At 35.8% G+C, this 24,507-nt stretch carries 17 protein-coding genes and 1 pseudogene; 6 read left to right on the forward strand and 12 right to left on the reverse strand.

Features of this window, described 5'->3' with window-relative positions:
- Positions 1-3 precede the first annotated feature (3 nt).
- From ACODST_RS04425 to ACODST_RS04445, 5 genes are all read right to left on the reverse strand, one after another.
- The gene (locus tag ACODST_RS04425) at positions 4-3,126 is read right to left on the reverse strand and encodes an efflux RND transporter permease subunit (protein ID WP_488930899.1); all 3,123 of its coding nucleotides are present in this window, start codon (positions 3,124-3,126) and stop codon (positions 4-6) included.
- 22 nt (positions 3,127-3,148) lie between these two features.
- Positions 3,149-4,174 (reverse strand): efflux RND transporter periplasmic adaptor subunit, encoded by a 1,026-nt coding sequence (locus ACODST_RS04430; RefSeq protein WP_488930900.1) that lies wholly within the window; start codon positions 4,172-4,174, stop codon positions 3,149-3,151.
- 435 nt (positions 4,175-4,609) lie between these two features.
- Entirely contained in the window at positions 4,610-5,503 is an 894-nt protein-coding gene (locus tag ACODST_RS04435) for a helix-turn-helix domain-containing protein (RefSeq protein ID WP_488930901.1), read from the reverse strand.
- Positions 5,504-5,802: 299 nt separating this feature from the next.
- Positions 5,803-6,369, reverse strand: coding sequence for a TetR/AcrR family transcriptional regulator (locus tag ACODST_RS04440; RefSeq protein WP_488930902.1), 567 nt, complete (start codon positions 6,367-6,369; stop codon positions 5,803-5,805).
- A gap of 215 nt (positions 6,370-6,584) precedes the next feature.
- Positions 6,585-7,394 carry a phospholipase A gene (locus ACODST_RS04445; protein ID WP_488930903.1) on the reverse strand — a complete coding sequence of 270 codons (810 nt, stop codon included), beginning with the start codon at positions 7,392-7,394 and terminating at the stop codon, positions 6,585-6,587.
- Between the two features lie 345 nt (positions 7,395-7,739).
- Here ACODST_RS04445 and ACODST_RS04450 point away from each other — a divergent pair, with 345 nt between their 5' ends.
- From ACODST_RS04450 to ACODST_RS04460, 3 genes and pseudogenes are all read left to right on the forward strand, one after another.
- Positions 7,740-8,018 (forward strand): helix-turn-helix domain-containing protein, encoded by a 279-nt coding sequence (locus tag ACODST_RS04450; protein WP_488930904.1) that lies wholly within the window; start codon positions 7,740-7,742, stop codon positions 8,016-8,018.
- Between the two features lie 160 nt (positions 8,019-8,178).
- Positions 8,179-8,739 carry a YbhB/YbcL family Raf kinase inhibitor-like protein gene (locus ACODST_RS04455; protein ID WP_488930905.1) on the forward strand — a complete coding sequence of 187 codons (561 nt, stop codon included), beginning with the start codon at positions 8,179-8,181 and terminating at the stop codon, positions 8,737-8,739.
- Between the two features lie 22 nt (positions 8,740-8,761).
- Positions 8,762-8,932 (forward strand): annotated as a pseudogene (locus ACODST_RS04460) (alpha/beta hydrolase); the annotation flags it as partial.
- A gap of 408 nt (positions 8,933-9,340) precedes the next feature.
- Here ACODST_RS04460 and ACODST_RS04465 read toward each other — a convergent pair.
- The 5 genes from ACODST_RS04465 to ACODST_RS04485 all read right to left on the reverse strand — a co-directional run bounded on the left by ACODST_RS04465 (position 9,341) and on the right by ACODST_RS04485 (position 16,035).
- Entirely contained in the window at positions 9,341-9,964 is a 624-nt protein-coding gene (locus ACODST_RS04465) for a hypothetical protein (RefSeq protein WP_488930906.1), read from the reverse strand.
- Positions 9,965-9,967: 3 nt separating this feature from the next.
- Positions 9,968-12,925, reverse strand: coding sequence for an HsdM family class I SAM-dependent methyltransferase (locus ACODST_RS04470; protein WP_488930907.1), 2,958 nt, complete (start codon positions 12,923-12,925; stop codon positions 9,968-9,970).
- 136 nt (positions 12,926-13,061) lie between these two features.
- Entirely contained in the window at positions 13,062-13,859 is a 798-nt protein-coding gene (locus tag ACODST_RS04475) for a hypothetical protein (RefSeq protein ID WP_488930908.1), read from the reverse strand.
- Between the two features lie 10 nt (positions 13,860-13,869).
- Positions 13,870-15,042, reverse strand: a complete 1,173-nt coding sequence (locus tag ACODST_RS04480) for a hypothetical protein (protein ID WP_488930909.1) — start codon at positions 15,040-15,042, stop codon at positions 13,870-13,872.
- A gap of 18 nt (positions 15,043-15,060) precedes the next feature.
- Entirely contained in the window at positions 15,061-16,035 is a 975-nt protein-coding gene (locus tag ACODST_RS04485) for an HNH endonuclease (RefSeq protein ID WP_488930910.1), read from the reverse strand.
- A 221-nt stretch (positions 16,036-16,256) separates the two neighbouring features.
- Between ACODST_RS04485 and ACODST_RS04490 the strand changes: the two genes are divergently transcribed.
- On the forward strand, positions 16,257-17,579 hold the full coding sequence (locus ACODST_RS04490) for a HEPN/Toprim-associated domain-containing protein (RefSeq protein ID WP_488930911.1): 1,323 nt from the start codon (positions 16,257-16,259) through the stop codon (positions 17,577-17,579).
- Between the two features lie 49 nt (positions 17,580-17,628).
- Here ACODST_RS04490 and ACODST_RS04495 read toward each other — a convergent pair whose 3' ends face one another.
- Together ACODST_RS04495 and dinB are read right to left on the reverse strand one after the other, a co-directional pair.
- Entirely contained in the window at positions 17,629-20,691 is a 3,063-nt protein-coding gene (locus ACODST_RS04495) for a DNA polymerase III subunit alpha (protein WP_488930912.1), read from the reverse strand.
- Between the two features lie 3 nt (positions 20,692-20,694).
- The gene (gene dinB, locus ACODST_RS04500; RefSeq protein ID WP_488930913.1) at positions 20,695-21,876 is read right to left on the reverse strand and encodes a DNA polymerase IV; all 1,182 of its coding nucleotides are present in this window, start codon (positions 21,874-21,876) and stop codon (positions 20,695-20,697) included.
- 85 nt (positions 21,877-21,961) lie between these two features.
- On the opposite strand from dinB, the gene ACODST_RS04505 reads away from it, so the two are divergent.
- Entirely contained in the window at positions 21,962-22,726 is a 765-nt protein-coding gene (locus ACODST_RS04505; RefSeq protein ID WP_488930914.1) for an XRE family transcriptional regulator, read from the forward strand.
- 254 nt (positions 22,727-22,980) lie between these two features.
- Positions 22,981-24,468, forward strand: a complete 1,488-nt coding sequence (locus tag ACODST_RS04510) for a MauE/DoxX family redox-associated membrane protein (protein WP_488930915.1) — start codon at positions 22,981-22,983, stop codon at positions 24,466-24,468.
- Positions 24,469-24,507: the final 39 nt, after the last annotated feature.

Here is a 24,507-nt window from a genome sequence, read left to right on the forward strand (position 1 = left end):
TGATTAATGGATGCTGGATTCGCTTTTATTAAGCTCGTCATCCTGTTCTCCCGATTCAAGAATCTCCGGTTTAATGAACTTGTAATACATAACAGGGATAACAAATAAAGTAAGAACCATAGATACAAGTAAGCCAAAAGCAAGCACACTTCCTAGAGGTGCCCACAATGGAGACTTACTGACAATCATAGGAACAAGACCGACTGCGCCTGCCGCCGATGTAAGAAAGATAGGTCTCATTCTTCTCTTAGCAGCTGTTAGTGCAGCATCTCTTATACTGTAACCATGATCCTTGATTAGTTCATCTGTGTAATCCACCAGTATGATACCATTACGGACAACAATACCTATTAAAGCTATAATACCCATAAATGCAGTCATCCCCATTGGATTTCCTGTTACAAACAGACCGGTGAAAGCTCCTAGAAGACTTAGAAGGAATGTTGAGAGTACTATCAGCGCTTTCGCAAGTGTTTTAAATTGAAACAGCAGAGTCAGAAAAATTAAAAGTATACTTACAGAGAGAGCTGTAAGCATTCCCGGCATGTTATCAGCACTTGATTCGGCATCCCCTCCATATTTTATTGTAATTCCTGAAGGAAGCTCAAGGGCATCAATCTCAGGCTGAATATTCTGAAGGATGGTTGCTGCTTTAATTCCTGATTGAGCTTCTGCAAGAACAGACAGCGTTCTCAAACCATTTCGACGGGCAATAACTCCGGTATGCCATGTAGGAGTAACTTCCGCTACTTCTTTTAATGAAACCGACTTGCCATATGAACTGGTAACGTGAAGATTTTCAATGTTGCTTAAATCATTTCTATTATCAGCATCGAGCCTGATAAATATATCTATCGGATTATCTCCTTCCCAGACCTTAGAAACGGAATACCCTTTTAATCCAGCACCAAGAGTCTGTGTTATGGCTTCATTTGAAACCCCAAGGCGTGATGCGGCTCTTTCTTTTATTTTCAAGCTTACTCCCAGATAATCATCTTCATAGTCACTACGCACCCAGTTAGTCCCTTCTGCTTTTTCAAGTATGGCTGCTATCTTTTCTCCTACCATTTTTTGATCTTTCATATCGTTTCCGATCACACGAATAGCAATGGGAGCTCCTTCCTGAAGGCTCAATTGTTTAAATCTTATATAACCGTCTTTTAAAAACCCTTCAAATTTTGGTCGATATTCTTTCACCATATCATCAGTTGCTTTATCACTTTCAGTTGTAATTAAAAGCTGTGCGAAATTCCTTCTGGGATTCTCCGGAGAGTAAGAGGTCTGAAAACGCGGAGCACTTGTTCCCAGGAAACTTGCAACACTTTTAATCCTCGGATCTTTCTTTAATATTTCTTCGACCTTTACAACAGCTCTTTCAGTCTCTGGCAGGGACGTACCGCTTGGCAGCCAGAATTCAACACTAAACTGATCCCTCTCACTTACGGGAAAAAATTCCTGCTGCACATTGGCTGCAATTACAAAAGCCAGAACTACAGCAAGTACGCCTGCAGAAAGAGTTGCTTTAGGTCTCGCAAAACAATATGCTACTGCACGGTCAAATAAATCCTGCATACGGTCAAGCAGGGATTTCTTACTTTCTTTATTTTCATCTTTCTGATGATGAAGACCCTTTTTAATAAATACAAAACACATATAAGGGGTAAGAAACAAAGCAATCAGAAGTGATGCTGTTAATGCTACAGCAATAACCACTGGCAGTGATTCCATGAAATCTTTAGCAATACCTTCCATAAAGATTACAAGAGGAAGGAAAGCAAAAATAATTGCTAATGTTGCAGTGAATATGGAAAGAGCCAGCTGCTTTGCCGCTTTGTAAGCAGCTTCCCAGGGCGTAATTCCTTCATCCAGCTTGTCTATATAATTATCAACAACCACAACAGCGTCGTCGACAAGCATTCCTAAAACAATGATTAAACCAGCGAGAGAAACCTGATGCAATTCTATGCCTATCATATTCATTACCCCAAAGGTGACCATTACAGCAATTGGAGCGGCAAGTGAAGAAACGGCTGCCATTCTAAAAGGCAGCAGCAGCATTACCACCACTACCACAGATATTATCGCCAGGCCAAATTCCAGCATAAAATGGCTCACACTATGCTCAACTACCTTAGGCTGAGAAAATACAGTTTGTATTTTAACATCATCTGGAAAATCCTTCTGAATTTCTTTAAGCCTCTCTTCAATTCTCTCACCGAATGTCACAATATTATTTCCGGACTGCATTGCGATAGACAAAAGCACAGCTCTTTCTTTACCAAGTCTGATATAAGAAGTCTCTTCTTCATAACGGCGTTCAACTTTTGCTACGTCGCTAAGCTTAACTACAATTCCTTCAGCTGTTGTATAAATAATCTGATCCGCAATCTCTTTTTCTGAATTATACTGGCTGTCAGTGAAGATCGGGATAGTGTTTTTATTAATTGTCACTTCACCTGAATATCCAGTAACATTATGCTTTTGAAGCACATTGGTGATAGTAGATACATCAAAACCGTACTGCTGCATTTTGCGGTCATCAATCGTAACGTATATCTGCTCTTTCTGCTCGCCTGAGCGATTAATTTTGGATACCTCTGGTATAGTCTTCAAATTATCCTCAACCTTGTCAAGGTAGCTTTCCAGCTCCCTATAATTGCGCGTTGAAGAGGAAATTGATATGATTTCCGCCGACACATCACTAAAATTACTATTTACTACGGGTCCCTGCACACCTGATGGCAGTTCCTGTTTTAAGATTGTATTTAAACCATGCTGCAGAGTAGCCCAGAATTTTTTTCGGTCTTTAACTTTAGCATAGAGTTCAACAGTGACGAACACCGATCCATCTTTAGTCTGAGACCTGGTTTTTCTCTTATCTACTTCTTCAAAGGAGAAAAGGTATTGTTCTAATTTATCAGTAACTTGTTTTTCAGTCTGCAATTCATCCGCTCCCGGATAAAAAGCATAGACCATCGCCACGGGCATATCAATTTTGGGGTCCTCAGCCCTGGGCATGGTAAGCAAAGAGTATATTCCAAAGGCTACAAACATAAAAGTGACCACAATTGTAATCTCTTTATGTTTCATTGCCCACTCTATGAAATTTATTTTTTTAGTTTTCATCTGTTATCTTGTTACTTCTCAATTAAAATGTTACCTCTGCACCATCTTTAAGTCTGGTTACTCCTGAGACTACAACCTTATCACCAGCATTTACTCCCTGCTCAACAATCAAATCCTGCCTTCCCGTAATTTTACCCACAGTAATTCGCTTTCGGACAGCTTTGTTCTGGTTGTTTATAACATAGACATAGGTAAAGTTATCTGCATCTCTGGCAACAGAAGAAGCAGGAATCACAATTACTTTTTTATTTTTTTTCGGATAAACTGCAACTTCCGCTAGCATCCCCGGAAGCAGCTTTTGATTAGTGTTGTTAATTTTGGCCTTAACCATATAGGTCTTAGATGTTTGGTCGGCCTGAGGGTTTATAATGTTAATCCTGCCTTTTAAGTTCTCATCTAATGTTGGAACGTAAATAGAAACGTCCATGCCTGGACGGAGTGTTCCTACTTCAACTTCCGGCACGGATATCACTGCATAAACCTGGTCAGTTTTAATAATTGTAAAGGCAGCAACGCCAGGGCCTGCTGTACTTCCTCTCTCAATACTTTTTATAGTTATGATACCCGACATAGGAGAAGTTAGCCTGCAGTCTGCAAGGTTTTTAGCGCTGATTTTTTTATTTGCCTCTGACTGCTCAAGCTTGGCTTTAATACTGATGTATTCACTTACCGGCAGACTTCCTTTTTTATACAGCTGATTTTGTCTCTCGTATAAATCAAGAGTCTGTGCATAGCTTGAGTTGGCAATTTTGTACGAATTAGAAAAAGTAGTGGCATCCAGTGAAGCGAGAAGCTGTCCCTGTTTTACATACTGTCCTTCTTCGACTAATACGGTGTTTACAATCCCGGAAACTGCAAAACCAATTTGTGCAGTATTATCAGCTTCAATTGTTGCTGAATAGTGAAGTTCCTGTTCTCTCTCCACTTCGGAGATTTCCACATAAGACACTTTTACAGGCTTCTGCTTCTGTTGTGTTTCAGCTTTCTTACAGCTCTGAGTAGAGAACGCAAGTGCAAGCGCTGCTAAAAATAAATTAAACGATTTCATAAAAATAACTATAGGTTTGTAAATTTGAACTGTATGCAGGCAAAAGTAGAAACCAGCACCCCCTGTCAAAAGAGACAATCTTCTGTAATATTGGTCTAATTGTCGTTTTTGTTCTTCATGAGTTTTTGATTATAAAAAAAATAAAAACAAATACTCAAAATATTAAAAAACAACAACTTAGAAGTATAAAAACTTAGAGGATGGATAAAAAAGTTACTTGAATAAAGAATTCATAAGAGTACAGATAACAAAAAAGTAAGCAGATATTTAAACTAAAGCGCCAAAACTGCAATCCTATTTAGTGCTAAGTCCAAAAACCATACAACTCGAGATAATTGCTATTACGGTCTATTGCAATAAAAATGAGATAAAATACAGGTGCTACATCAGCATTTGCTATTCTACTGATATAAAAATGATAAGGCGGATATTACTTTATCTACGGGTACTTCTGTAATTTTTGGGGCTGACACCAACACCCCGCTTGAAAAATTTGCCAAAAAAGGACTGGTCAGTAAAGTTAAGCATGTGGGATATCTCTCCTATGCTTAGAGACGGATTATCAAGAAGCATCCTTGCTTCTTCATTTACAATGCCCTCTATAATCAAAGCTGCAGATTTTCCAGAAATTGCTTTAGTAGTTTGAGTAAGATATTTAGGTGTAATGTTCAACCGTGAAGCATAGAACGATAAATTTCTATGTTCCCTAAAATTATCTTTGACCAGATTAACAAACGTAATTACTATATGTTCTTTTCTTGTGATTGGTGTATTTACAGTTTCAGAATATTTCTGGCTTATCGCTGCGACTTCAAAAAGCAGGGAGGTAAAAGACAGGTAAAGAAGTTCTTTGCCATAAATATGATTTGACTGATTGACATAAAGATTGTGAACTTCAGCGATTTTATTATTTAGGGTCTTATAATCTTCGTATTTAAGACTGTTTTTAGGCGACATTCCTGAAGTAAATGTATGAAGCAGTTCGTTTGCATGTTTATTAATACCTGAATCCCTTATAAAATCGCCAGTAAATAAAACTAAAGAATGCCGGCAGTTATCTGTATTATTAACCTTTTTAATATCGTAAGGGCCGGTGGTTAAAAAATCCCGGTATTTTACCTTGTAATCCCGCAGGTTAATATTCACTTCTCCGCTGCCGCTGTTCACGAGCATAATTTGAAAAAAATCACTTCTAAAATGTCTTGTGAGATGCTCGAGCTCAGGCATTACTATATTGCACTCTACAAATAGCCCACTGTGATGTATCTTCTCCAAAGCATGGAGTTCGTTGAATTTAAAATGATTATTTATATTTTTATTTTTTTCCATTGCTAAAGCTATCCTGCTGAAAAAAATCTTGAAATTCCTAAGCAATCAAATCAGCTATCCTTTATACAAATGTCGAATATTAATTTAATTGTTCCATTTTTTTTTAACTAATTTAAAATCATCAACTTTTAAAAGAGACAATAGAGTTACTTTTTAAATGCTGTTAAATCAAAAAGTAATCCCTTAATTCCAATCTTTTTGCAATTTTCAGATCAAATCAAATTGACTGTAAGGCAAAATCTTTATAAACCCGTAAATGTATTTCAAAACAGTATTAGAAAACACCTCTTACAACAGTATCAATCCATTGAATTTCTAATTCCATAAAGGAAGAAGTTGTTGATGTACGTTAAAACACTGATTTTCTCAGAATCACTAAGAGTTCCATCTTCAAGTATAAAGTCTACCTGCCTGAAATACATTTCTGCTGTGAGCTTTCCGTTAATAGCTTTTCGATAACAGCCTTCACATACACCTTTTTCAAGGTTATGGATAAAAAAAGGTAAAAACTTTGTTTTTCTGGATACTGTAATCAGATCACTTATATCAGGATAAAATTTTAAAAGATCACTCAGAAAAATTGGTGTAAATTCAAAATTATCATTCTGAATAAATTCAAAAAAACTACTAAGTTCAGAAACTGCATCTAAAGAAATGACCGAAAGAGTCTGCATATATTCTTCAGTCCTTCTTAATGCATTCGTTACGATATCAGTAATAATAGTTTCCTTATCTGTAAAATAAATATAGAAGGTCTTTTTAGAAATACCACACTTCCTGCTGATAAGATCTATAGAGGTTTTCTTAATTCCTTCTTTAGAAAAAAGCAAGGAAGCAGTTTCAATAATTTCTTGTTTTTTATTCATGGATTTAAGCCTTTTAACTTATATTTCCTCTTTCAATTTTGCTGTTATAAATGACAAATGTTAATAAGCTGAATACAATATGTAATAGGCTGGAACGATCTAATTTTTAATTCTTACAAGACATTTTAAACCAGCAGTCACAAAGATTGAAATAGAAAAGAATAGTCTAATTGTCGCTTTGCTAATATTTCTCAATTGGACCAGGTGATCCAAAATCAATAAAAGCGATAGAAAGTCGGTTTCAGCACAAAGCCAACGCGGAGCATTCCACGCTCTTTCTTAAAATCTATCAGACTTTCACTGTATCCCTGCCAGTATTGCAGAGTAATAAGCTGATTAGCATTTTTTGTAAGACGGTAACTTATTGCACCATTAATACTTCCTTTAAAATCCCAGTCAGCTCCTTTTCTGACCGTGAGATCAAAAAACAATCTGTCCTCATGTATTACCCATTGCAGCTGTCCTTCGCCATAACCAATATATTTTGGAAGTGAAGGATTATTGTCTATAAGAAATGGAAGCCAAAGCTTTACCCCAACCGCAAGTTTGGGAGAAAAAGCTCTAATAAAACCGACCGAAACGGCATTAAAACTTCGTGAATAAATACTGTCCCGGCCATTAGATTCATGTTCAATCCCCAAGTTCAAAGCACCTATAAATTTCTTTTCCCTGTATATGGGCTTAAGCAGCATAAGTCCTGGATTATAATTGCTTTCTTCAAACGGACTTGATGCTTTATAAATCTTCCAGAATGATTTTTGTGTGTAGGTTAAGTACGGATAAGCACCTAATATTGAAGCTTTATTGCTTAAACGCTGTTTAAAACTGATCTGAAATTTTGCATCCATTGAATTTCTTGTAGGCTCCTCACCAAGATTGACTCCGGTAACAAAATAATTATCTTTAAATATTGAAAAGGCAGGATGCCTGGTAATAATCTGATCGACAGACTCTTTATCTACAGGAAATTGAGCATAGCAGGGAAAAACCACAGACAGCAATAAAATTAGGAAGCCAAATTTCATGATACATTTTTCCAACAAAAGTATGTCGCTCAACTCCCATTTAATAGGTCTGCTTATCTCCCATATTGGTCTATTAGTCGCTTTTTACATTTGCAGCCAGCTAGCTGCTCTCTGATAAATACCTCTTTTACACCAAAAGCTGTAAAGTAAAAATCAGCTGCTCTGCAAAAACACAACAGCATCTCTTATAATTTATGTCCCTTCATCAGCAAAAAAAAGCCATTGTCTGCCAAACCTACGCAAATCCACTTTATTGATATCACAATACATTTATTTTGTACTAATCTTTGAAGATCAGACGCTTGATGTGGCGGGGATGATAGTATTAAAGTAAAAGTGTGTGTTATGAATGTAGATCTTATTACAAGGGATGACCTGGAAAAATTTAAAAAAGAACTGCTGGAAGAAATAAGGAGCTATCAACAGTATCCGCGCAAAAAAGGCGAGGAAACGCGCGTATGGCTCAAAAGTTATGAGGTCCGTAAACTATTAAGCATTTCAGCCGGCACTCTGCAAAACCTACGAGTTAATGGCACTCTGCCATATAATAAAATTGGAGGGCTTATGTATTATCGTTATGAGGATATTCAAAAATTAATGGACGGTGTAAGCAATATTAAGTAACTACTTGATACAAAATCGCCAAAAAATCCCAAGAGAATGTGTTTTATCGATCTGATGGTGATCCTGAATTTGAGCCTTACAATAAACAAAGTTGAGCCTCTTAAAAATGTCGTTATTGTCGTCTTTCTATAATTTTACTTTATAATTAAAAGGAAATAAGATGAAAAATTTAAGAATAGAAAGAATTAATATATTAATAATCTGCCTTATTATGGGAGGTACTGCTTTTGCCCAAAAAACATTTACACTTACCAGTAAAAATCTTCAAGGACAGGCAACCTCAAAAGAGAGATTAAACAGCAGTGGATGCAATGGCGAAAATCAATCACCGCAACTAACCTGGCAAAATGCTCCAGAGGGTACTAAGAGCTTTGCTATTACGATGTTCGACTCAGATGCACCTACTGGAAGTGGATGGTGGCATTGGATAGTTTTTGATATCCCTGCCAATGTGAACGAATTGGTCGCAGGTGCGGGAAATATTTCTGCCAAACTTACACCAAAAGGCGCAATACAATCTCTAACAGACTTTGGTGTTTCGGGATATGGAGGTCCTTGTCCTCCTCCAAATACAGGAATCCATAAGTATACAATAACTGTATATGCATTGAATACAGATCAATTGGGCTTAAATGAAAATACACTTCCGCCAGGTGTTGGATTTAACCTCTTTAAAAATACGCTTGCCAAAGCAAGTTTAGTGTTCTATGACCAATATTAAGAAGTAAAAGCGGGTAAAAAAAGCTGGCGAAAATGCACACTCAAGATACTTTAGTGAAGATACTTACAAACTGGCTGCAGAGCCAAAAGAACTGATGATTATCCCAGATGCTGTTCACGTTGACCTGTATGATAAAGTTGATGTTATTCCATTCGATAAATTGGAAGCGTTCTTCAAGAAAAATTTAATCTAATATTTTTAGATTTTAAGAGTTCGATGGAATTTACTAAAAAGGCTTAGGTTTGCACTTCAGCCTTTTTTATGTATCTACAAATTTTAAATTTACCATTTTTTTTTTAGACTTAATCATATTAGTACTAGCTTGATAGATCTTTCTTGTCTACATTTTTTTCTTGGTACATTCAGATTTAACTGTCTAAAAATATCGAATACGAACTTAATTATTCAATAGCTCAATTCAGCAAAGATGTAATGGTTTAGTAGAATGGGTTTACTACCGCTATGAAGACATTCAAAAGTTGATAGATGGTGTAAACAATATTAAACAATTAAAACACAAAGAATTGTAAGGGTTCGAATCCTTATAAAAGTTCCCTATGATCATAGTGATAAGATCATCAATTGAAATTATAATGGTTTGTTACTCATTTTGTAAATTTATCCAAAAGTGGTGCATCGTAAAAGTCTTATCCTCCGAATTTTCAAATTTATGAATTGAAGTATATTCATTTTCATAATTGATGGGGGTCAATAGCGTATCATTAGGATACTTATCCCTTAATTTACTATTTACTAAAAGAAGCCAATGGTCGATAGTTTGGGTTTCTACGTATGCGACCATTCCATTATAATTTGAGCTAAGATTCCCATGGACTAGAATTTTATATCGCTGAATTCCACCTGATTTCTTGCCCTCTGCTTCATCTCCAAAAACATATTCCTCCTCAGTTTTTGTTTTATATTTTGGAAGTCTTTTAGCTTCCATATAGAATATACGGGTGTGATTGTCATCATTTAAATGAAAGTAAATATCTTCTCTACCCATCCCATTAATACGCTCATGCTCTTTTTGAACTCCAATCCATGTTTTTATTTGCGAATTTGTAGTTCCAATAATATTGAAAGCTTCTACTAGCAATTGCGTGTTTAGACCTTCACGTTTATTTCTATCTAATTTTCCTTTTTTTTGTTTAATTCCTTCTCGGATAATAAACAATATGTCCTCTAGATATTTATGGTTGGTTTCTATGTTATCGAAGTGCATAATTTAATATCCGTTAATAAACATTTCACTTTTAACATTTTCGACGTCACGGTATGCAATATTGCGCATCCAATACTTTAATTTATTAGGTTTTATAAAACTGATCTGATTATTATTGCCATAGTAAACAACAATCCTATTTATAATTAAAGAATTACTTGTATTATCATCCAAGAGAATCTTCTCAAATTCCCGTTTGCTATTATCGGTAAAACGCTGTTCTATTGGATTATCCTTATTAGTATGTTCAAATGTTACCCAAACATACTCATCAGCTAATAACTGTCTAATCGGGCGAAATTTATAGTCTTGTTTTTCGTAGGTAAGATTTAAAATTTCACAAAAGGTTTGAGCATATTTTTCCAAGACAGAACTGTCAATAACTTTAAATATATCGGCATTTGACTTATTTAAGCTACTTGCAATCAATTCAGTTTCTTCCATTAGTATTTTTTCCTGTGAATCAAAAGAACGAAAAGGTATAATAGATCCGTTTTCATCTAAATTTATAGGAAGCTTGGTTATATCCTGCAGGTTTATGCTGTACCCGCCACCTTGTTGAATATATGCCTTGGGAGATAATGCCTTAATTAAAAAAACATAAAGATTTCTGTTTTTTTTAAAGGATGTAACAAAATCTTGCATTCTACTTATATCCTGTGCTTGAATAGTAACAACTCCATTAGGAATCATCAATACCTCTTTATTATAAACAATAGGAAGATTTACGTTTATATTTAATCTCATCAAAATATTCGGAGGCCTAAAACCATTCTTTGGTACACGTACCCAATCGTCAGTTAGACCAACTGTCACAGCTTCATTTGTTAAAGTATCGGAGCAAAAAAGTTCAGAATTTAAAATACTATGTCCTTTAAGATTAATTACTTGACCATCGTCTCTTTGCTTTTGATTATTTATAACATATTTGTCACGTGTGTAGCCAATATTTGCACTAAAATCATTCTCATGAAAATAATCTTTAATTGTTGCATAGTGATTAAACTGTTCTATGAAAAAACCAAGCCTCCCGCCACCAAGTAAATTGACTTTCCAAATTGACTTTTTGGAAAATATAAAACTGACAGGAACTTGAAATTTATCATACTTATCAATCTGGAAACGAATTGAACCTCTTTCATTAGCTGATGAGTTACGAACTATGATATGTTGAATCGCTGAATTTACAATTTGACTATTGTTGATTTTTACAGCAATTGTTGCAATTTTAGTTTTACCCCATAAATGCTCTCTCAAGGGAGTAAAATCGTATATTCTCTCTAAATTCCATTTTGAGACGATGGTTTTCTTGTATTCAAATGATTTTGAAGTATAAAGAAATCTTGACGCTGGCATTACCATAAAAAGTAATCCAGTGTCTTCTTTTAATAAAGTATCCAAACATCGGTGAAGGAAAATTAGCGCAGGATTATTATCAGGAAATGCTTGAATCTTTTGGTTGTAGTCTAGATACTTTTCTTGAGAAAAGTCCTGGTCTTTACCTGATTCTAAATTTTCCTTTGCTTCGCTAGGAGATATATTAAACGGGGGATTTCCAGCTATAATATCGAATTTTAATTTGGTCTCTTTATACCATTTAAAAAAACCAAGATTAGCTAAATTACCTTTTACTTCAAGATTGTCAAACGTTAGACTCTCCCAAATTTCTTTAGGCCTTATATGACTGGATAATTCTATTTGTAATGAAGTGGCTGTAATCGATAAGGCATCTTCATTTATATCTACTCCAAATATGCAATTTGAGAGAATTGTTTTTATTTCTTTTATATCTTCCTCTCCTTCAATGGCCTGCTTATTATTTCTCAACATCCAAAGTGTAATCAACCTTTTGTAAGCTAAGACCAGAAAAATTCCAGATCCGCATGAGGGATCTAAAATTTTGAAATTCGTAAAATCGATTTCCTTGTCGAAAGGCAGTAGTTCATCAACTAATAAGCGTGCCAAGTGAGGGGGTGTGTAATAAGCACCTGTACTCTTTTGCTTTCCATCCACCGACGTCACAAATCTCTCGTATAAACGACTGATGAATTCAATCGGCAGTAAGTTAAAATCGTAATACTTCCAAATTGACATCTGGCCGTGAAGATCTATGCTTCCATCAAGGGCGTCGGCAATAATATTAAGATTAGCACTTTTCAGTTCTATTTCTTCTTTTTCAGAAATATTAAAAATCCCACCATTAAACTTATCATTAAGAAAATTTAGTAGGTCACTGATCTTATTACCCCGAAGAACGTCGCAGAAAGTTGGTCTTTCTTGAAAAAGTGTATTATTAACACCATCATTGATAAATCTACTGAAGAAGTCCCTCTCGAAAACGCTATTTCCTGAATTATCAATTTGCTCTTCAAGATATTTTATTAATATAAATTTTACCAGTAATTTTTTCAACAAATTTGGCTCGCAACCAATCGTTTTGCTCTTTTTTAGAATTTCATTTTCTATATGGTTTAGTAATTTCTGATAAGGAGAAACACTTACGTAATCAGCTGGAGATTCCTCAAGAATCAACCCTTCGAAAATGCGATGTTTAAGTGCTGAATCAATTTCTTTAATTGTAGAAGATAACCCATCCAAGTAGGCTGGTTCTGAATCGCTCTTTATAGGATTTCTTGTATCGATTATTTTAAAACCATCGTCGTAAACAATAACAGCTAAAGCAATCTCACCCAATGTCCATAACTGTCTATTTATATCTACAAGGTCAAGATTTCTAAGTTGAATATCTTTTCTCTCATCATAAATGTAGATAAAGGGTATGGGATGGTTGTCAACTAAACTATTAAAACAGTAAAAAAAATCAGCACCAACAACACTAGCTTGAATCCTGTAATATTCTAACTGATTGTCACTATATGGTGTGTCAACAGCATATAAGTTACGCTCATATTCCTTTAAATTAAGTTTTGTAAAGATTGTATTAGAATTATTAGTGCTCATGTTGTTTGCTATACAGGAATGCAAAACAAATGTAACTTATTTTAAAGATTTAATCATAACTTTTATAGAGGCAATACCAAAGAAATAGCTAAATTATTTCTTTGGTATTGCTATAATTTTGCTTAATTTAAAAGAATTAGTTGAAAGATTCTCCAAGATAATCTATGCGAATCTCACCATAATATTGCCTCATAAGGTTTTCCATTTCGATTTTCTTTTGGCTTTTTAATTCACCTTCAGGCATACTGCTAAATTCTTTTGCATAGTCATCGAGCATTATACGCATATACTCCTTTGCCTGATCAATTCGTTCATTTATTACATCGTACAATTCAAAGAATTTATAATACTCACCGACACCTTTTTTATTTGAAAAATAATGAAAAATCTTATCATTCGATAAGTTATGTGTCTGTCTAAGTCCCGATGCAATCGTCATTAAATACTTTTCGCTAGGCTTTGTGAAACTTTCAATTTTCCTCTCTTCCGTTAACGTAAAAACAGGTATATTTTCTACGTGTCCTAAAAACATAACAAGCCCATACCAAGAAGGTTTTTTAAATACTGTTCTGCCTTCATTTTCAGCCTGTTCAAAATCAATATTTACAACTCCAGCAGTTTGTGTTTCTTGTTTTGCTAAGTGATTAAATTGCGTTTTAGATATCAAATACAATTTAGCCAAAGTAATAATTTCATTATCTTGTACATTTCCAATAAATGCTATTCCTCCGTTCCACGAATCTGCATGACGGGCAAAAAACAGTTCAAAATTAATCTCGTACGGACGAGTTTCTCGAGGTGGCGTTAAATCTGCGCAAGGCGTATAGTTCCGTGTTGTTCCGACTGGTGCGCCGCCATTTATATAATATAAAAATCTTTCCTCTGAGAGGTTTGAACCATACGCTGCGTACCAAATTAAATCTTCCGATATCATAATTATATCCTTAATTAGTGGGAAATGAAAATGCCATTATTTCTATTTGAACTTCTCTGTCCGGATGGTCTTTATGTTTAAAAATATAAGAAAAGCTTGTTTCCTCTCTATCTCTTACATGCTTTATAAAATATGGACTTTTGCTCGCTTCATCTTTGATCTTTACCAAAATACTGCTAAAATCTGCATTCGGAACAAAAAATATTAGGGTAGATTTTGTATCTCTCCATGTTAAGTAACCGAATAATTGGTCAATCGCTTGATGAAACTGCCCAGCGCCATGCCATACTTTGCACTCGGCTACAAACAGATTACTTCCATCGTCACCTTTTAGAATAATATCTGTTTTACCTTCCTTGTTAAAAGCTTCACCGGCTGCTACTGCACCTACATATCTAGATTCAAGAAATGCCAACCCGTAGTCTCTTAAATCTTCTTCACCCTTTCCTCTATATATTGAGGTCTTTTGTTCTGCACCACGATAAGATTTATAAATAGTATCAAGTACATCATTATAAAATTCAACAGGAAGATTCTTATTTGGAATTTCACGTTTTTTAATAACAGTTTCCGTCGTGCCAAACAAACTTTTTAAATCCTCTAATTCGTCTGGTACTTTTTTTTCCAAGTCTTTAATCATTGACTCAAAAAACTCTACTTTCAAATCCTCTGGCATTTGATCAATCACATCAAAAAAGAAATCTTTTCTGCTTTGACTTTTATCAGAAGATTTCCTTGCTTCAATATAAACTTTATAACTTGGAATTGAGTCGTCAACTTCACGAGCAATGTCTAAAAATGCGGAACCTGTCATATAAGCTGGTCCATTTATAATTTTAAATAATCTATTGTAGGCTCTTACCCAATTTATTTTTTCCATTTTAGTACTTTTTGCTATTTTAAATAAATCTATTGTCGATTTGTTGTTTATAACGTAATCCATCCCAATGTCACTAATAAAATATTCACATTGACCATTCAGCGTTGAATTATCTCGTCCTCTAATAAGTTCCACTAAATTTAATTTTTCTAATTCATATTCCAATGCCTTAAACTTGAGTCTATTCTGTTCACTTGGCAGTTGGCTCAATTCAAGAACATTTGCCAACGAACTAGCAAAAGAGGACTCAGCAAGCCCTCTTAAAAATAAATCAATATAATTTGCCTTTTCCTCCGGGGTCATATACTATAATTTAAATAATCAATCTTCATTTTCGTCATCCGTTACTGGTGGAACAGGAAGTTCCTTCATATCTTCAAATTGCATTTCAATTTTTTCTTCTTCCTCTACAACTTTAATTTTGCTGCTCATGTCTAATTTTTTTCGAGTAAGGTGGACACCTTCCAAATCTAAAAAGGTTGGACAATATGTCAAATCCATTGTGCCTCCTTGGAGCTTTAAATCGGCTTCACTCATGGGTAAATAGATTTGAAAAATAAAATTACTGTACGCGACTAGAAAAAGCATATTAGGAACAGAATCTTTATGATTTTCTTTTCTTTTGAAAAGCATACAGCTAACAAACGGTATTGGTCTTACACCCCCAGCAATAGACATTAGTACAATAAGATTTTTCAAATCTTGCGGACTTTCCTGATGGTCTTCTTCATTAATCCAAGCCATCGTTGTTTTATGATCTTTTAGTTCACTCTCAGGCATAATTGTAAGTGCCATTTTTGTAAGTGTCTTATAAACAGCAATAGGAACATATGATCTTTTTTTAGCAGTAATTATTATTGTTTTCTTTCCTGCATCAACGCTAAGAATATTATCATCGGTATATTCGGCAATATTCACATTTTCAGGCCCTATATCAATTCTAGATTTATCATTGATTGTTTTAAATGATGGAACGCTTCTTTTTCCCTTCACTTGTGTCATCGTATGCCAAAGATTCATATAATTACCCATGTGGCTTTCAAGCAAACGGGAGAACTTTTGGTTGCAAGTATCACACTCATAATTCGCAATGAGTTTTTTATTTCCAATAAATTCAGGAATGGCATGAGCAATAGTGTTAAAAGTTGTCTGGCTTTCATCCTTATTGCAAAATCGACATACCTTCTCTGTTGCACTGCCTAATGTAATTTTATCTTCTTGATTCAAATGATAAACTGTTAATGGTACATAGTTATCATTAAAGAAATCAATCATATATTTAGTCTGAGTATTCAATCTTATTCGTTTTTTAAATTTAAAAGTACAATTAAATTGTCTTGTAACAAATTCCTACAAGTCATATTAATTTGGTATGATTATTTGACACCAATTACAAGCATTTATTTGGAAAAGAATGGAGCATTTATATAGTACATTTGTAACTAATAATACTTAATTAACAGCGTTGTTTTCATATAATGGCGTAATGATTTAAATAACGTAAAAAACAAAAGCCTATGGGAAGTTACTCATCATTAACCTTAGGAGGTTATGAAATTGATCAATCTAAAAGCTACATTGATACATTCTGGTCATGCCTTTTTAATGAGGATGACAAACGTAGCCGTTCAGTCCCATACAATTTGTACTATACAGAACCAATTACAGATAATGACGAAGTACCAAACTATGAATATGCTGTTAATGCTGAGACATTAAAGCTACGTCTTGAAATTATGGGTTATACTCTTGAAAAGGTTAAAAATGAGTATACAGCTGGCCTGGATAATGCTTTACGACTCAAACAGGAATACAATTCAGAAGTATCCGCTGAATTTACAAATAATGATGAAATGCATCTGCTAAGTTTAAAAAATGGCGGGTTCAATTATTGGTTAACCTTGATTAGATATATTTTCGATAATAACATTAATATTTATAACGAAGATTTTGCACAGATAGATGATATCTATCGATTTATTCTTGAATATAATGATATAGATGAAGATCTGTATTTAGGCTACCCTAATATTGGGATGGGATATTTCTTAAGAGGCGCACTGGAAGCAGTGGAATCTTGTTCAGAATTAATTTTAGACATTACTTCACTCGTAAGTTCTGGATATTATACAGAGAATGAACCTGTTTGTGCAGGCACTGCACAGGCCCATATTGATTCAACATTGCAATTTCAAAAAATTATCATTCTTACTGAAGGTACTACAGACAGTAATATATTAAGCACATCGCTGAAACTACTTTATCCAAAAGTAGAAAGCTACTTCTCATTTTTGGATTTCGACACTTATAAAGCCGAAGGGGGATCAGCAATGCTTGAAAAAACAGTAAAGTCTTTTGCAGCAGCCGGGATAACCAACAAGATTATAGCAATTTTTGATTATGACGCGGCAGGTGTCGCTGCTATTGAGAGGCTAAAGAAAAGAAAATTACCTGCTAATTTTAGAATAATGACACTTCCTTCAATTGATATTGCTGAAAATTATCCAACTGTTGGAGCACAGGGAAAAACGAATCAAAACGTCAATGGACGCGCCTGCAGCATTGAAATGTACTTAGGTATTGATGTCTTGACCGGTGCGGATAATCAGTTAGCAACTGTAGAATGGAAAAGTATTGAACAGCAAATTAATACATATCAAGGCGAAATTTCCCGAAAAGGAGAACTGCAAAAAAACTTTACAAAAAAGGTACAAACTACTATAAATGAAGGTTCTCTCCAGCCGGAACATGATTGGTCAGGATTAAGACTTATTTTTAACAGCCTTTTTAGTGTTGCAGCAACTATAAATCATTTACCAACACGCTTAAACTACCGCTAATTATCGTAATACAATAAAAGCCTCCGTGCTGATATAATTCTCTGGGAATTTAGCCATGTTTGACCATTTTATGACGAGGCAAACCTATTTCATGCTCCTGTGGATACGGCTGTCTATGAGTCATACTAACATCTTCCTTAATCTGCTCATGTACTTTAAATTGCCTCTCATCTGCGTTGGAATAGCGGGGATCGGATATAAAAGGCATTTTTGCCATTTTGGAAATAGTTATAGTAGGAAAATGATAGTCAACCTCAACTGTTCCCAAAAGCAAATAACATCCACCACCTTGAAAAGGATAAACTTTTAAGCTTCCCGTAAAGTGCGCAGTGTCGAACAATTCCCCTTCCGCATCTATCCACGTCCCAAAATACATGGCTCCCATTTTTGTTGGGACATGCTTGCGGGAAATCAGGTAGGCTAACATACGAACCTGCTTCTTATGGTGCTGTAATAAATCCTTAGCCAGTACATCCCCTCTGAATTTTGTTTGAAGCAAGTCAAATGGTGAACATGAAACGGGAAAACTTAACAATTCAATTTCGTCAAAGGCATCTTCAAATTCTGAACGTTCGAGTTTAGGGAGACTATATTCTTTAACCGGTTCCTGAAGCAACATAAGGTTTCTGTTCTCCGGTTTAAAATTGACTAATATTAAACGAGCAATTACCAGCAATTGATTTTTGGTTTTTCCAGTGAATCGAAATGCTCCAATAAATATCAGTATCTGGATACTTTCAATCCCGATCTGTATCCTATTAATAAAATCTTCCAATGAGCGGTACTCTCCATTTAGCTCTCGTTCCGAAACAATTTTCTGAGCAATTTTAGTTTCAAGTCCTTCAAGATGCATCAGCCCGAGATAAATTTCAACACCATATAAAGTGGTCTCATATTCACTTTTATTTACGCAAGGATTGTGGATGACGGCGCCAGACATCCTTGCTTCATGTACATACACTTCAGTCCTGTAAAAACCTCCCTGGTTATTGATTACCGCAACCATAAATTCAACCGGATAATGAACCTTAAGATACAGACTCTGATAACTCTCCACCGCATAAGATGCCGAGTGAGCTTTGCAAAAAGAATATCCGGCAAAGGATTCTATCTGGCGATAAATTTCCTGGCTAAGTTCTAAAGGATGTCCCTTTTGCTTACAGCAGGCAAAGAAATTATCCTTTACTTTCTGAAGGGCAGCTTTTGATCTCCCTTTACCACTCATGGCCCTACGTAATATATCGCCGTCTGCTGCGGGAAGCCCGCCATAGTGCAACGCAATTTTTATTACATCTTCCTGATATACCATTATGCCATAGGTCTCACCAAGCTGCTGTTCAAATACTTCATGAAAATATTCAAATTGATTAGGATTATTATGTCGGAAAATATATTCCTTCATCATACCACTTTGGGCAACACCAGGACGAATAATCGATGATGCCGCTACCAGCGTTTTATAATTATCACATTTTAGCCTTCTGAGAAGACCGCGCATCGCCGGGCTTTCAATATAAAAGCATCCAATAGTTTTTCCTTTACCTAAAAATTCATTTGATAAAGTCTCATTCTTGGAAATGGAAGTATCCCGGATATCAACATTAATACCCCGGTTCTTGCGTATCAGCTTGACACTATCATCAATGTGGCCGATTCCACGCTGGCTCAATATATCAAACTTTTCAAAACCGATATCTTCGGCTGTATGCATATCGAATAAAACGATCGGAAATCCTTTTGGAGGCATTTCCAGAACTGTAAAATTAGTAAGAGGCTCTTCAGATATCAATATACCGCACGAGTGCATGCTCCTTTGGTTGGGATATTTCTCAAGCATCATTCCATAGTCCTGAACCATCCTAACTACTTTATTGCTATCATGAAGCTCCATCGGGTTCTTAGCCAAGACATCAAGTTCTTCTTTCGGCAGGCCGAAAACTTTGCCGACCTCCCGGAATATAGACCTGTATTTAAATTCAACGTTTGTGCCGCAAAAAGCGACATACTCCGCGCCATAGCGTTTGAAAATATATTCGAGTATTATATCGCGTTCTTTCCATGACCAGTCGATATCAAAATCCGGCGGACTTTTACGGTTTACATTTAAGAAGCGTTCAAAATACAAATCCAGTTCAATAGGGCAGATATCGGTAATTCCGAGACAGTATGCGATGATGCTGTTAGCACCACTGCCGCGTCCTATGTGTAAAAAGCCCATGCTGTTGCTATAGCGAATAATATCCCAGGTAATAAGAAAGTAACCGCTGAACTCAAGTTCTTCGATAACTTTTAGCTCTTTGTTTACGCGTTCGGCAGCAATTGCATTATCTGCCCCATACTTTTTGAGCATGCCCTGCATGGCAATTTGCCGCAACAGATCCATATCCTCATTACGACTCTTTGTATAATATTTCTTATTGCGCGGTACTCCGAATTCATATTCAAAATTGCATCGATCAATTATACTTTGAGTATTTTGAATGATAGCAGGATATTGTGCATACTTTTCCAGTAGTTGTGAAACCGGCAGCATTGTCTCTAAGTTGCTGCAGTAATCCTTCGGTGATAATTTAGAACCCAAAATATTGAGGTCGATGGCCCGCAATATCTTATGAAGGTTATACTCTTTCTTATTCCTGAAAGTGACCGGGTGTAACAGTACCATTTTCTCAAGCCTGCTTTTCCATTTCTCGTGAAATAACAATAGAATCTCATCAGGCTTTATTCCAATGTACTCATGTTCTTTCAAGGTTAGAGGTGCATTTTCAAAAGGATATATAATTATAACATTTTCAAATGCGGGAGCTTGTGCCGGCAGTGGCAAATTATCAAAATTGTGCTGCGTTAAAAACCGATTCATCTCCCCAAGTCCCTCACGGTTTACTGCTAGACCGATATACCGTAATGTATGCTCATAGCGGAACTCAATTCCAACCAAAGGCTTTATTTCTGCGGCCTGGCATAATCGGATAAAATCATAAATTCCCGTGACCGTATTTATATCTGTCAGCGCCATTGCCTTTACATCGTAATGCGCGGCCTGCTGTACCAGGTCCTCAACAGGGATGGTACCATAGCGAAGGCTGTGGAAAGAATGACAGTTGAGGTACATGGCTTACTTTTTTCTTTTTAATATTTCAGCCTTATTATTAGGCTTAAAGATAGCACCACCTCCACGCATAACAGCATCAAAGCCATATCGGGTCTTCATCCTGTCCATAGCCTGGTAGAGCGAAAGCATTTCTTCTGTGTCATCAAACATGTTAATTTGATAAGTGCCACGCACCAAACCACTGAAACGGATTCCGATCAGGCGAAGACTCATTCTTCTCTGGTATAATTTATCAAAGAGATTCGTAACACTCTTAATCAGGATATGATCTGCAGAAGTGTATTGAACCTTGCACTGCTTGGTCTCGGTATCAAAATTTGCATAACGTATCTTTATTACAACGGTTGAAGTAAGCCATTCTTCCGAACGAAGCTGAAAGGATAGTTTTTCTACCATGCCTTGAAGTATATTTTTAAGCATATTAATGTCAATAGTATCTTGCATAAAGGTATGCTCGGTAGAAATTGACTTACGTTCCGTGTAAGGTTCAACGGGATTATTGTCTATTCCGTTTGCTTTTTTCCACAACTCAATTCCATTTTTGCCAATCATCTGCTGCAATACTTCGGCTGGCATTTCTGAAAGTGTCTGGATATTTCTAACGCCAATACGAGATAGCAGCTGGAAAGTGGCATCGCCAACCATTGGTATCTTTCTAATGGAAAGGGGATTTAGAAAAGGTTTTACCATATCTTCCGGGATCTCCAGATTGCCTTTGGGTTTTCCCTCACCAGTTGCAATTTTGGAAACCGTTTTGTTGACAGACAAAGCAAAACTGATAGGCAGACCCGTTTCCTTTGTAACGGATTGTGCCAGTTCATTGGTCCAAGTATAGGAACCGTAGAATTTATCCATACCAGTGATATCAAGATAGAATTCATCGATGCTGGCCTTTTCCATGACAGGAGCTTTTTCCTCAATCACTTCAGTTACGGTATGGGATAATCTGGAATATAGCTCCATATCACCCTTCATCACTTTTGCCTGCGGACATAGTCTCAGAGCCATTTTAATAGGCATTGCAGAGCGCACTCCGAAAGTTCGCGCTTCATAAGAACAGGACGCTACAACACCTCTTTCACCTCCGCCAATAATGAGAGGGATACCATTCAATCTTGAATCGGTCAGCCTCTCGCAGGACACGAAAAAAGTGTCCAGATCCATATGTACAATTGCCCTTCCCATAATTTTCATTTTTGTACCAGACAAAATTAGTACAGATTGTAACAAATAAATTATATTTGTTGATACAAATCGTAACAAAAACAACATGTCTTTATTTTCCGACAACATTAGATCCCTAAGGCTGAAAAAGAAAATTTCGCAGGAAAAAGTCGCTGTAAGCCTTCTAATAACGCGTGGAAGGTATGCCAAATACGAAGACGGGACCTCTGAAGCTCCATATGAGATATTGAAAAGAATATCAAAATATTATCAGATCAGCATTGACATCCTGCTGTGTGTTGATGTAAGGAAAGTTAAGATTGACGAGTTGGTTAAGCTTGAAAATAATCGGGTGCTGCTGCCGGTTATTGTAAATAACGATGGAGACAATTTTATAGAAATTGTCACACAAAAAGCCAAAGCGGGCTACATGAATGGATATTCCGATCCGGAATATATTGAAAGCCTTCCCCGAATTTCATTACCCTTTTTAGGTCCAGGCCTGCATAGGGGATTTACCGTAGATGGGGATTCAATGCCTCCTCATGAAGATGGCGATGTGATAGTAGGCAAATATGTAGAAAAACTTGGGGAAGTTGTAGATGGCAAAACCTACATCATCATGACTAAAAATGATGGAATCGTCTACAAGCGTTTGAATAAAAACAAAAAGAACTTGCTCGTGGTCGAATCAGACGAATCTTTTTATGCGCCTTATGAAGTCAAAGCATCTGAAATTGACCAGATATGGGAGTACAAATGTAATCTTGGTAAAAATGACAAAAAAAGGGTCAGTATTATTCCAGGCAGTATCGAAGAAATGTTTATAGAATTGAAAAAAGACATCCGAAGGCTGGAACTAAAAAGGTAAGCAAGGATAATTTATTGTTGGGGCTGGCATTTGTCAGCCTTTTTTTATGCCTCATCTAATTGAATGAAAATGGATCGGTTTTTATACATTTTGGATCGGTTTTAATAACAACTCTATAACTTATTTGAAATAATTTAGCTTTATAAAACACTAATATATAATTAGATAGCAACGACACCTCATTTGTTACACTGATAGAGTATACATGAAAGTCATTGTCAATTCTAGATTACTGTTGGGGCAAAAGGGAGAACATGAAAATATCAGCATCTTTTAAAAATACGATAGTTGAAATAATTTGCTTGCTTTACATTGCACTGTTTGTTTATGCATCACTTAGCAAGTTACTCGAATTTCAAAATTTCCAGGCACAGCTCGGTCAATCTCCATTATTAAGCGCATATACAGGAATTGTTTCTTATTTGGTTATAATTGTAGAGATCGTAATCGCTCTTTTTCTTTCCATACCAACGACAAGATTTGTTGGGCTTTTATCCTCCTTTGTATTAATGATAATGTTCACGGCATATATAGTCGTCATTCTGAACTATTCCTCATTTGTTCCGTGTTCGTGTGGTGGCATATTAGAGAAACTGGGGTGGAAAGAACATCTAATTTTTAATATTGCTTTTACAATTCTGGCAGCAATAGCGTCATTATTAATTTCAAAAAATAAATTCAAAACAATTTTAAAGCTGGCGATTATAGCAATAATGGGCTCGAGTGCGATTGTTACTTTATATCTTTATTCCGAACGCACTATGCATCTTGAAAATCCATTCATAAGACGATTTATCCAAGGTGCAGCATCTAAAACAGCCGAAGCAGAACTAACTAACAATTCCAAATACTTTGCGGGAACTGATGGTAGCAACATTTATTTCGGAGATAGCGAGGCACCATTACATATAATTGCATACGATACTATTTTAAAAACAAAACGCCATTATAAAATACAGTTGGAACGAGAAGACTTTCCTTTCGCTTCAGTACAGGTCAGAATTGCACCGCCTTATTTCTATCTGATGGATGGTACGGTACCAGTTATCTACAAAGGCAATTTATCCGATTGGAAAGCAAAACTTGTAATGTACGACAACAACTACTATTTCTCAAAAGCAGAAATCATTGCTCCAGATAAAATAGCCTTTCGGGCACAACAACTCAAAACGCTTTATAACATTTTAGGAACGTTTACTTTCAAAGACAGTTTACAAGTAAACTATGCACCTCAGCTGTTACAAAAACAAATAGATGGCTTTTTCGATACTGACGGAATAATGCAGTTTGACAGACAATCTCAAAAATTAATCTATACCTATTACTACCGAAACCAATTCATCATTGCCGATACCAACCTCGACCTAATCCATCGTGGAAATACCATCGACACCACGACGAAAGCCAAACTAAAAGTAGCACACATAAAAGAAACAGGACAACGAAAAATAGCATCACTTCCGGCAACAGTAAATCAATTGACGACAGTTTCTAACAATTTGCTATTTGTAAATTCCAAGATAATTGGACGATTCGAGCCCAAAGAAATGTGGAAACAAGCTTCGATTGTAGATGTATACAACATTGAAAGGGACACCTATCTCTCAAGTATCTACATTTATGATATAGACGAAACCAAGTTGAAAGAAATGTTTGTAATTGGGACCAATCTATATGCAATAATCGGACATCAATTACACAAATACGAGTTGAGTAAGAAATATTTCGATACCAATAAATAATATTAAAATCTATTCTGATCAGTGGCAGGAACGAGACTG

This window comes from Flavobacterium sp. FG19, from assembly GCF_057809475.1.

Bases quoted from the DNA above. Each gene is read 5' to 3' on its own strand.
- ACODST_RS04455 (WP_488930905.1), top strand. From the start codon at position 8,179: ATGAAAAATTTAAGAATAGAAAGAATTAATATATTAATAATCTGCCTT.
- ACODST_RS04490 (WP_488930911.1), top strand. From the start codon at position 16,257: ATGGGAAGTTACTCATCATTAACCTTAGGAGGTTATGAAATTGATCAA.
- dinB (WP_488930913.1), bottom strand. From the start codon at position 21,876: ATGGGAAGGGCAATTGTACATATGGATCTGGACACTTTTTTCGTGTCC.
- ACODST_RS04425 (WP_488930899.1), bottom strand. From the start codon at position 3,126: ATGAAAACTAAAAAAATAAATTTCATAGAGTGGGCAATGAAACATAAA.
- ACODST_RS04445 (WP_488930903.1), bottom strand. From the start codon at position 7,394: ATGAAATTTGGCTTCCTAATTTTATTGCTGTCTGTGGTTTTTCCCTGC.
- ACODST_RS04450 (WP_488930904.1), top strand. From the start codon at position 7,740: ATGAATGTAGATCTTATTACAAGGGATGACCTGGAAAAATTTAAAAAA.
- ACODST_RS04440 (WP_488930902.1), bottom strand. From the start codon at position 6,369: ATGAATAAAAAACAAGAAATTATTGAAACTGCTTCCTTGCTTTTTTCT.
- ACODST_RS04475 (WP_488930908.1), bottom strand. From the start codon at position 13,859: ATGATATCGGAAGATTTAATTTGGTACGCAGCGTATGGTTCAAACCTC.
- ACODST_RS04435 (WP_488930901.1), bottom strand. From the start codon at position 5,503: ATGGAAAAAAATAAAAATATAAATAATCATTTTAAATTCAACGAACTC.
- ACODST_RS04465 (WP_488930906.1), bottom strand. From the start codon at position 9,964: ATGCACTTCGATAACATAGAAACCAACCATAAATATCTAGAGGACATA.
- ACODST_RS04470 (WP_488930907.1), bottom strand. From the start codon at position 12,925: ATGAGCACTAATAATTCTAATACAATCTTTACAAAACTTAATTTAAAG.
- ACODST_RS04495 (WP_488930912.1), bottom strand. From the start codon at position 20,691: ATGTACCTCAACTGTCATTCTTTCCACAGCCTTCGCTATGGTACCATC.
- ACODST_RS04480 (WP_488930909.1), bottom strand. From the start codon at position 15,042: ATGACCCCGGAGGAAAAGGCAAATTATATTGATTTATTTTTAAGAGGG.
- ACODST_RS04505 (WP_488930914.1), top strand. From the start codon at position 21,962: ATGTCTTTATTTTCCGACAACATTAGATCCCTAAGGCTGAAAAAGAAA.
- ACODST_RS04510 (WP_488930915.1), top strand. From the start codon at position 22,981: ATGAAAATATCAGCATCTTTTAAAAATACGATAGTTGAAATAATTTGC.
- ACODST_RS04430 (WP_488930900.1), bottom strand. From the start codon at position 4,174: ATGAAATCGTTTAATTTATTTTTAGCAGCGCTTGCACTTGCGTTCTCT.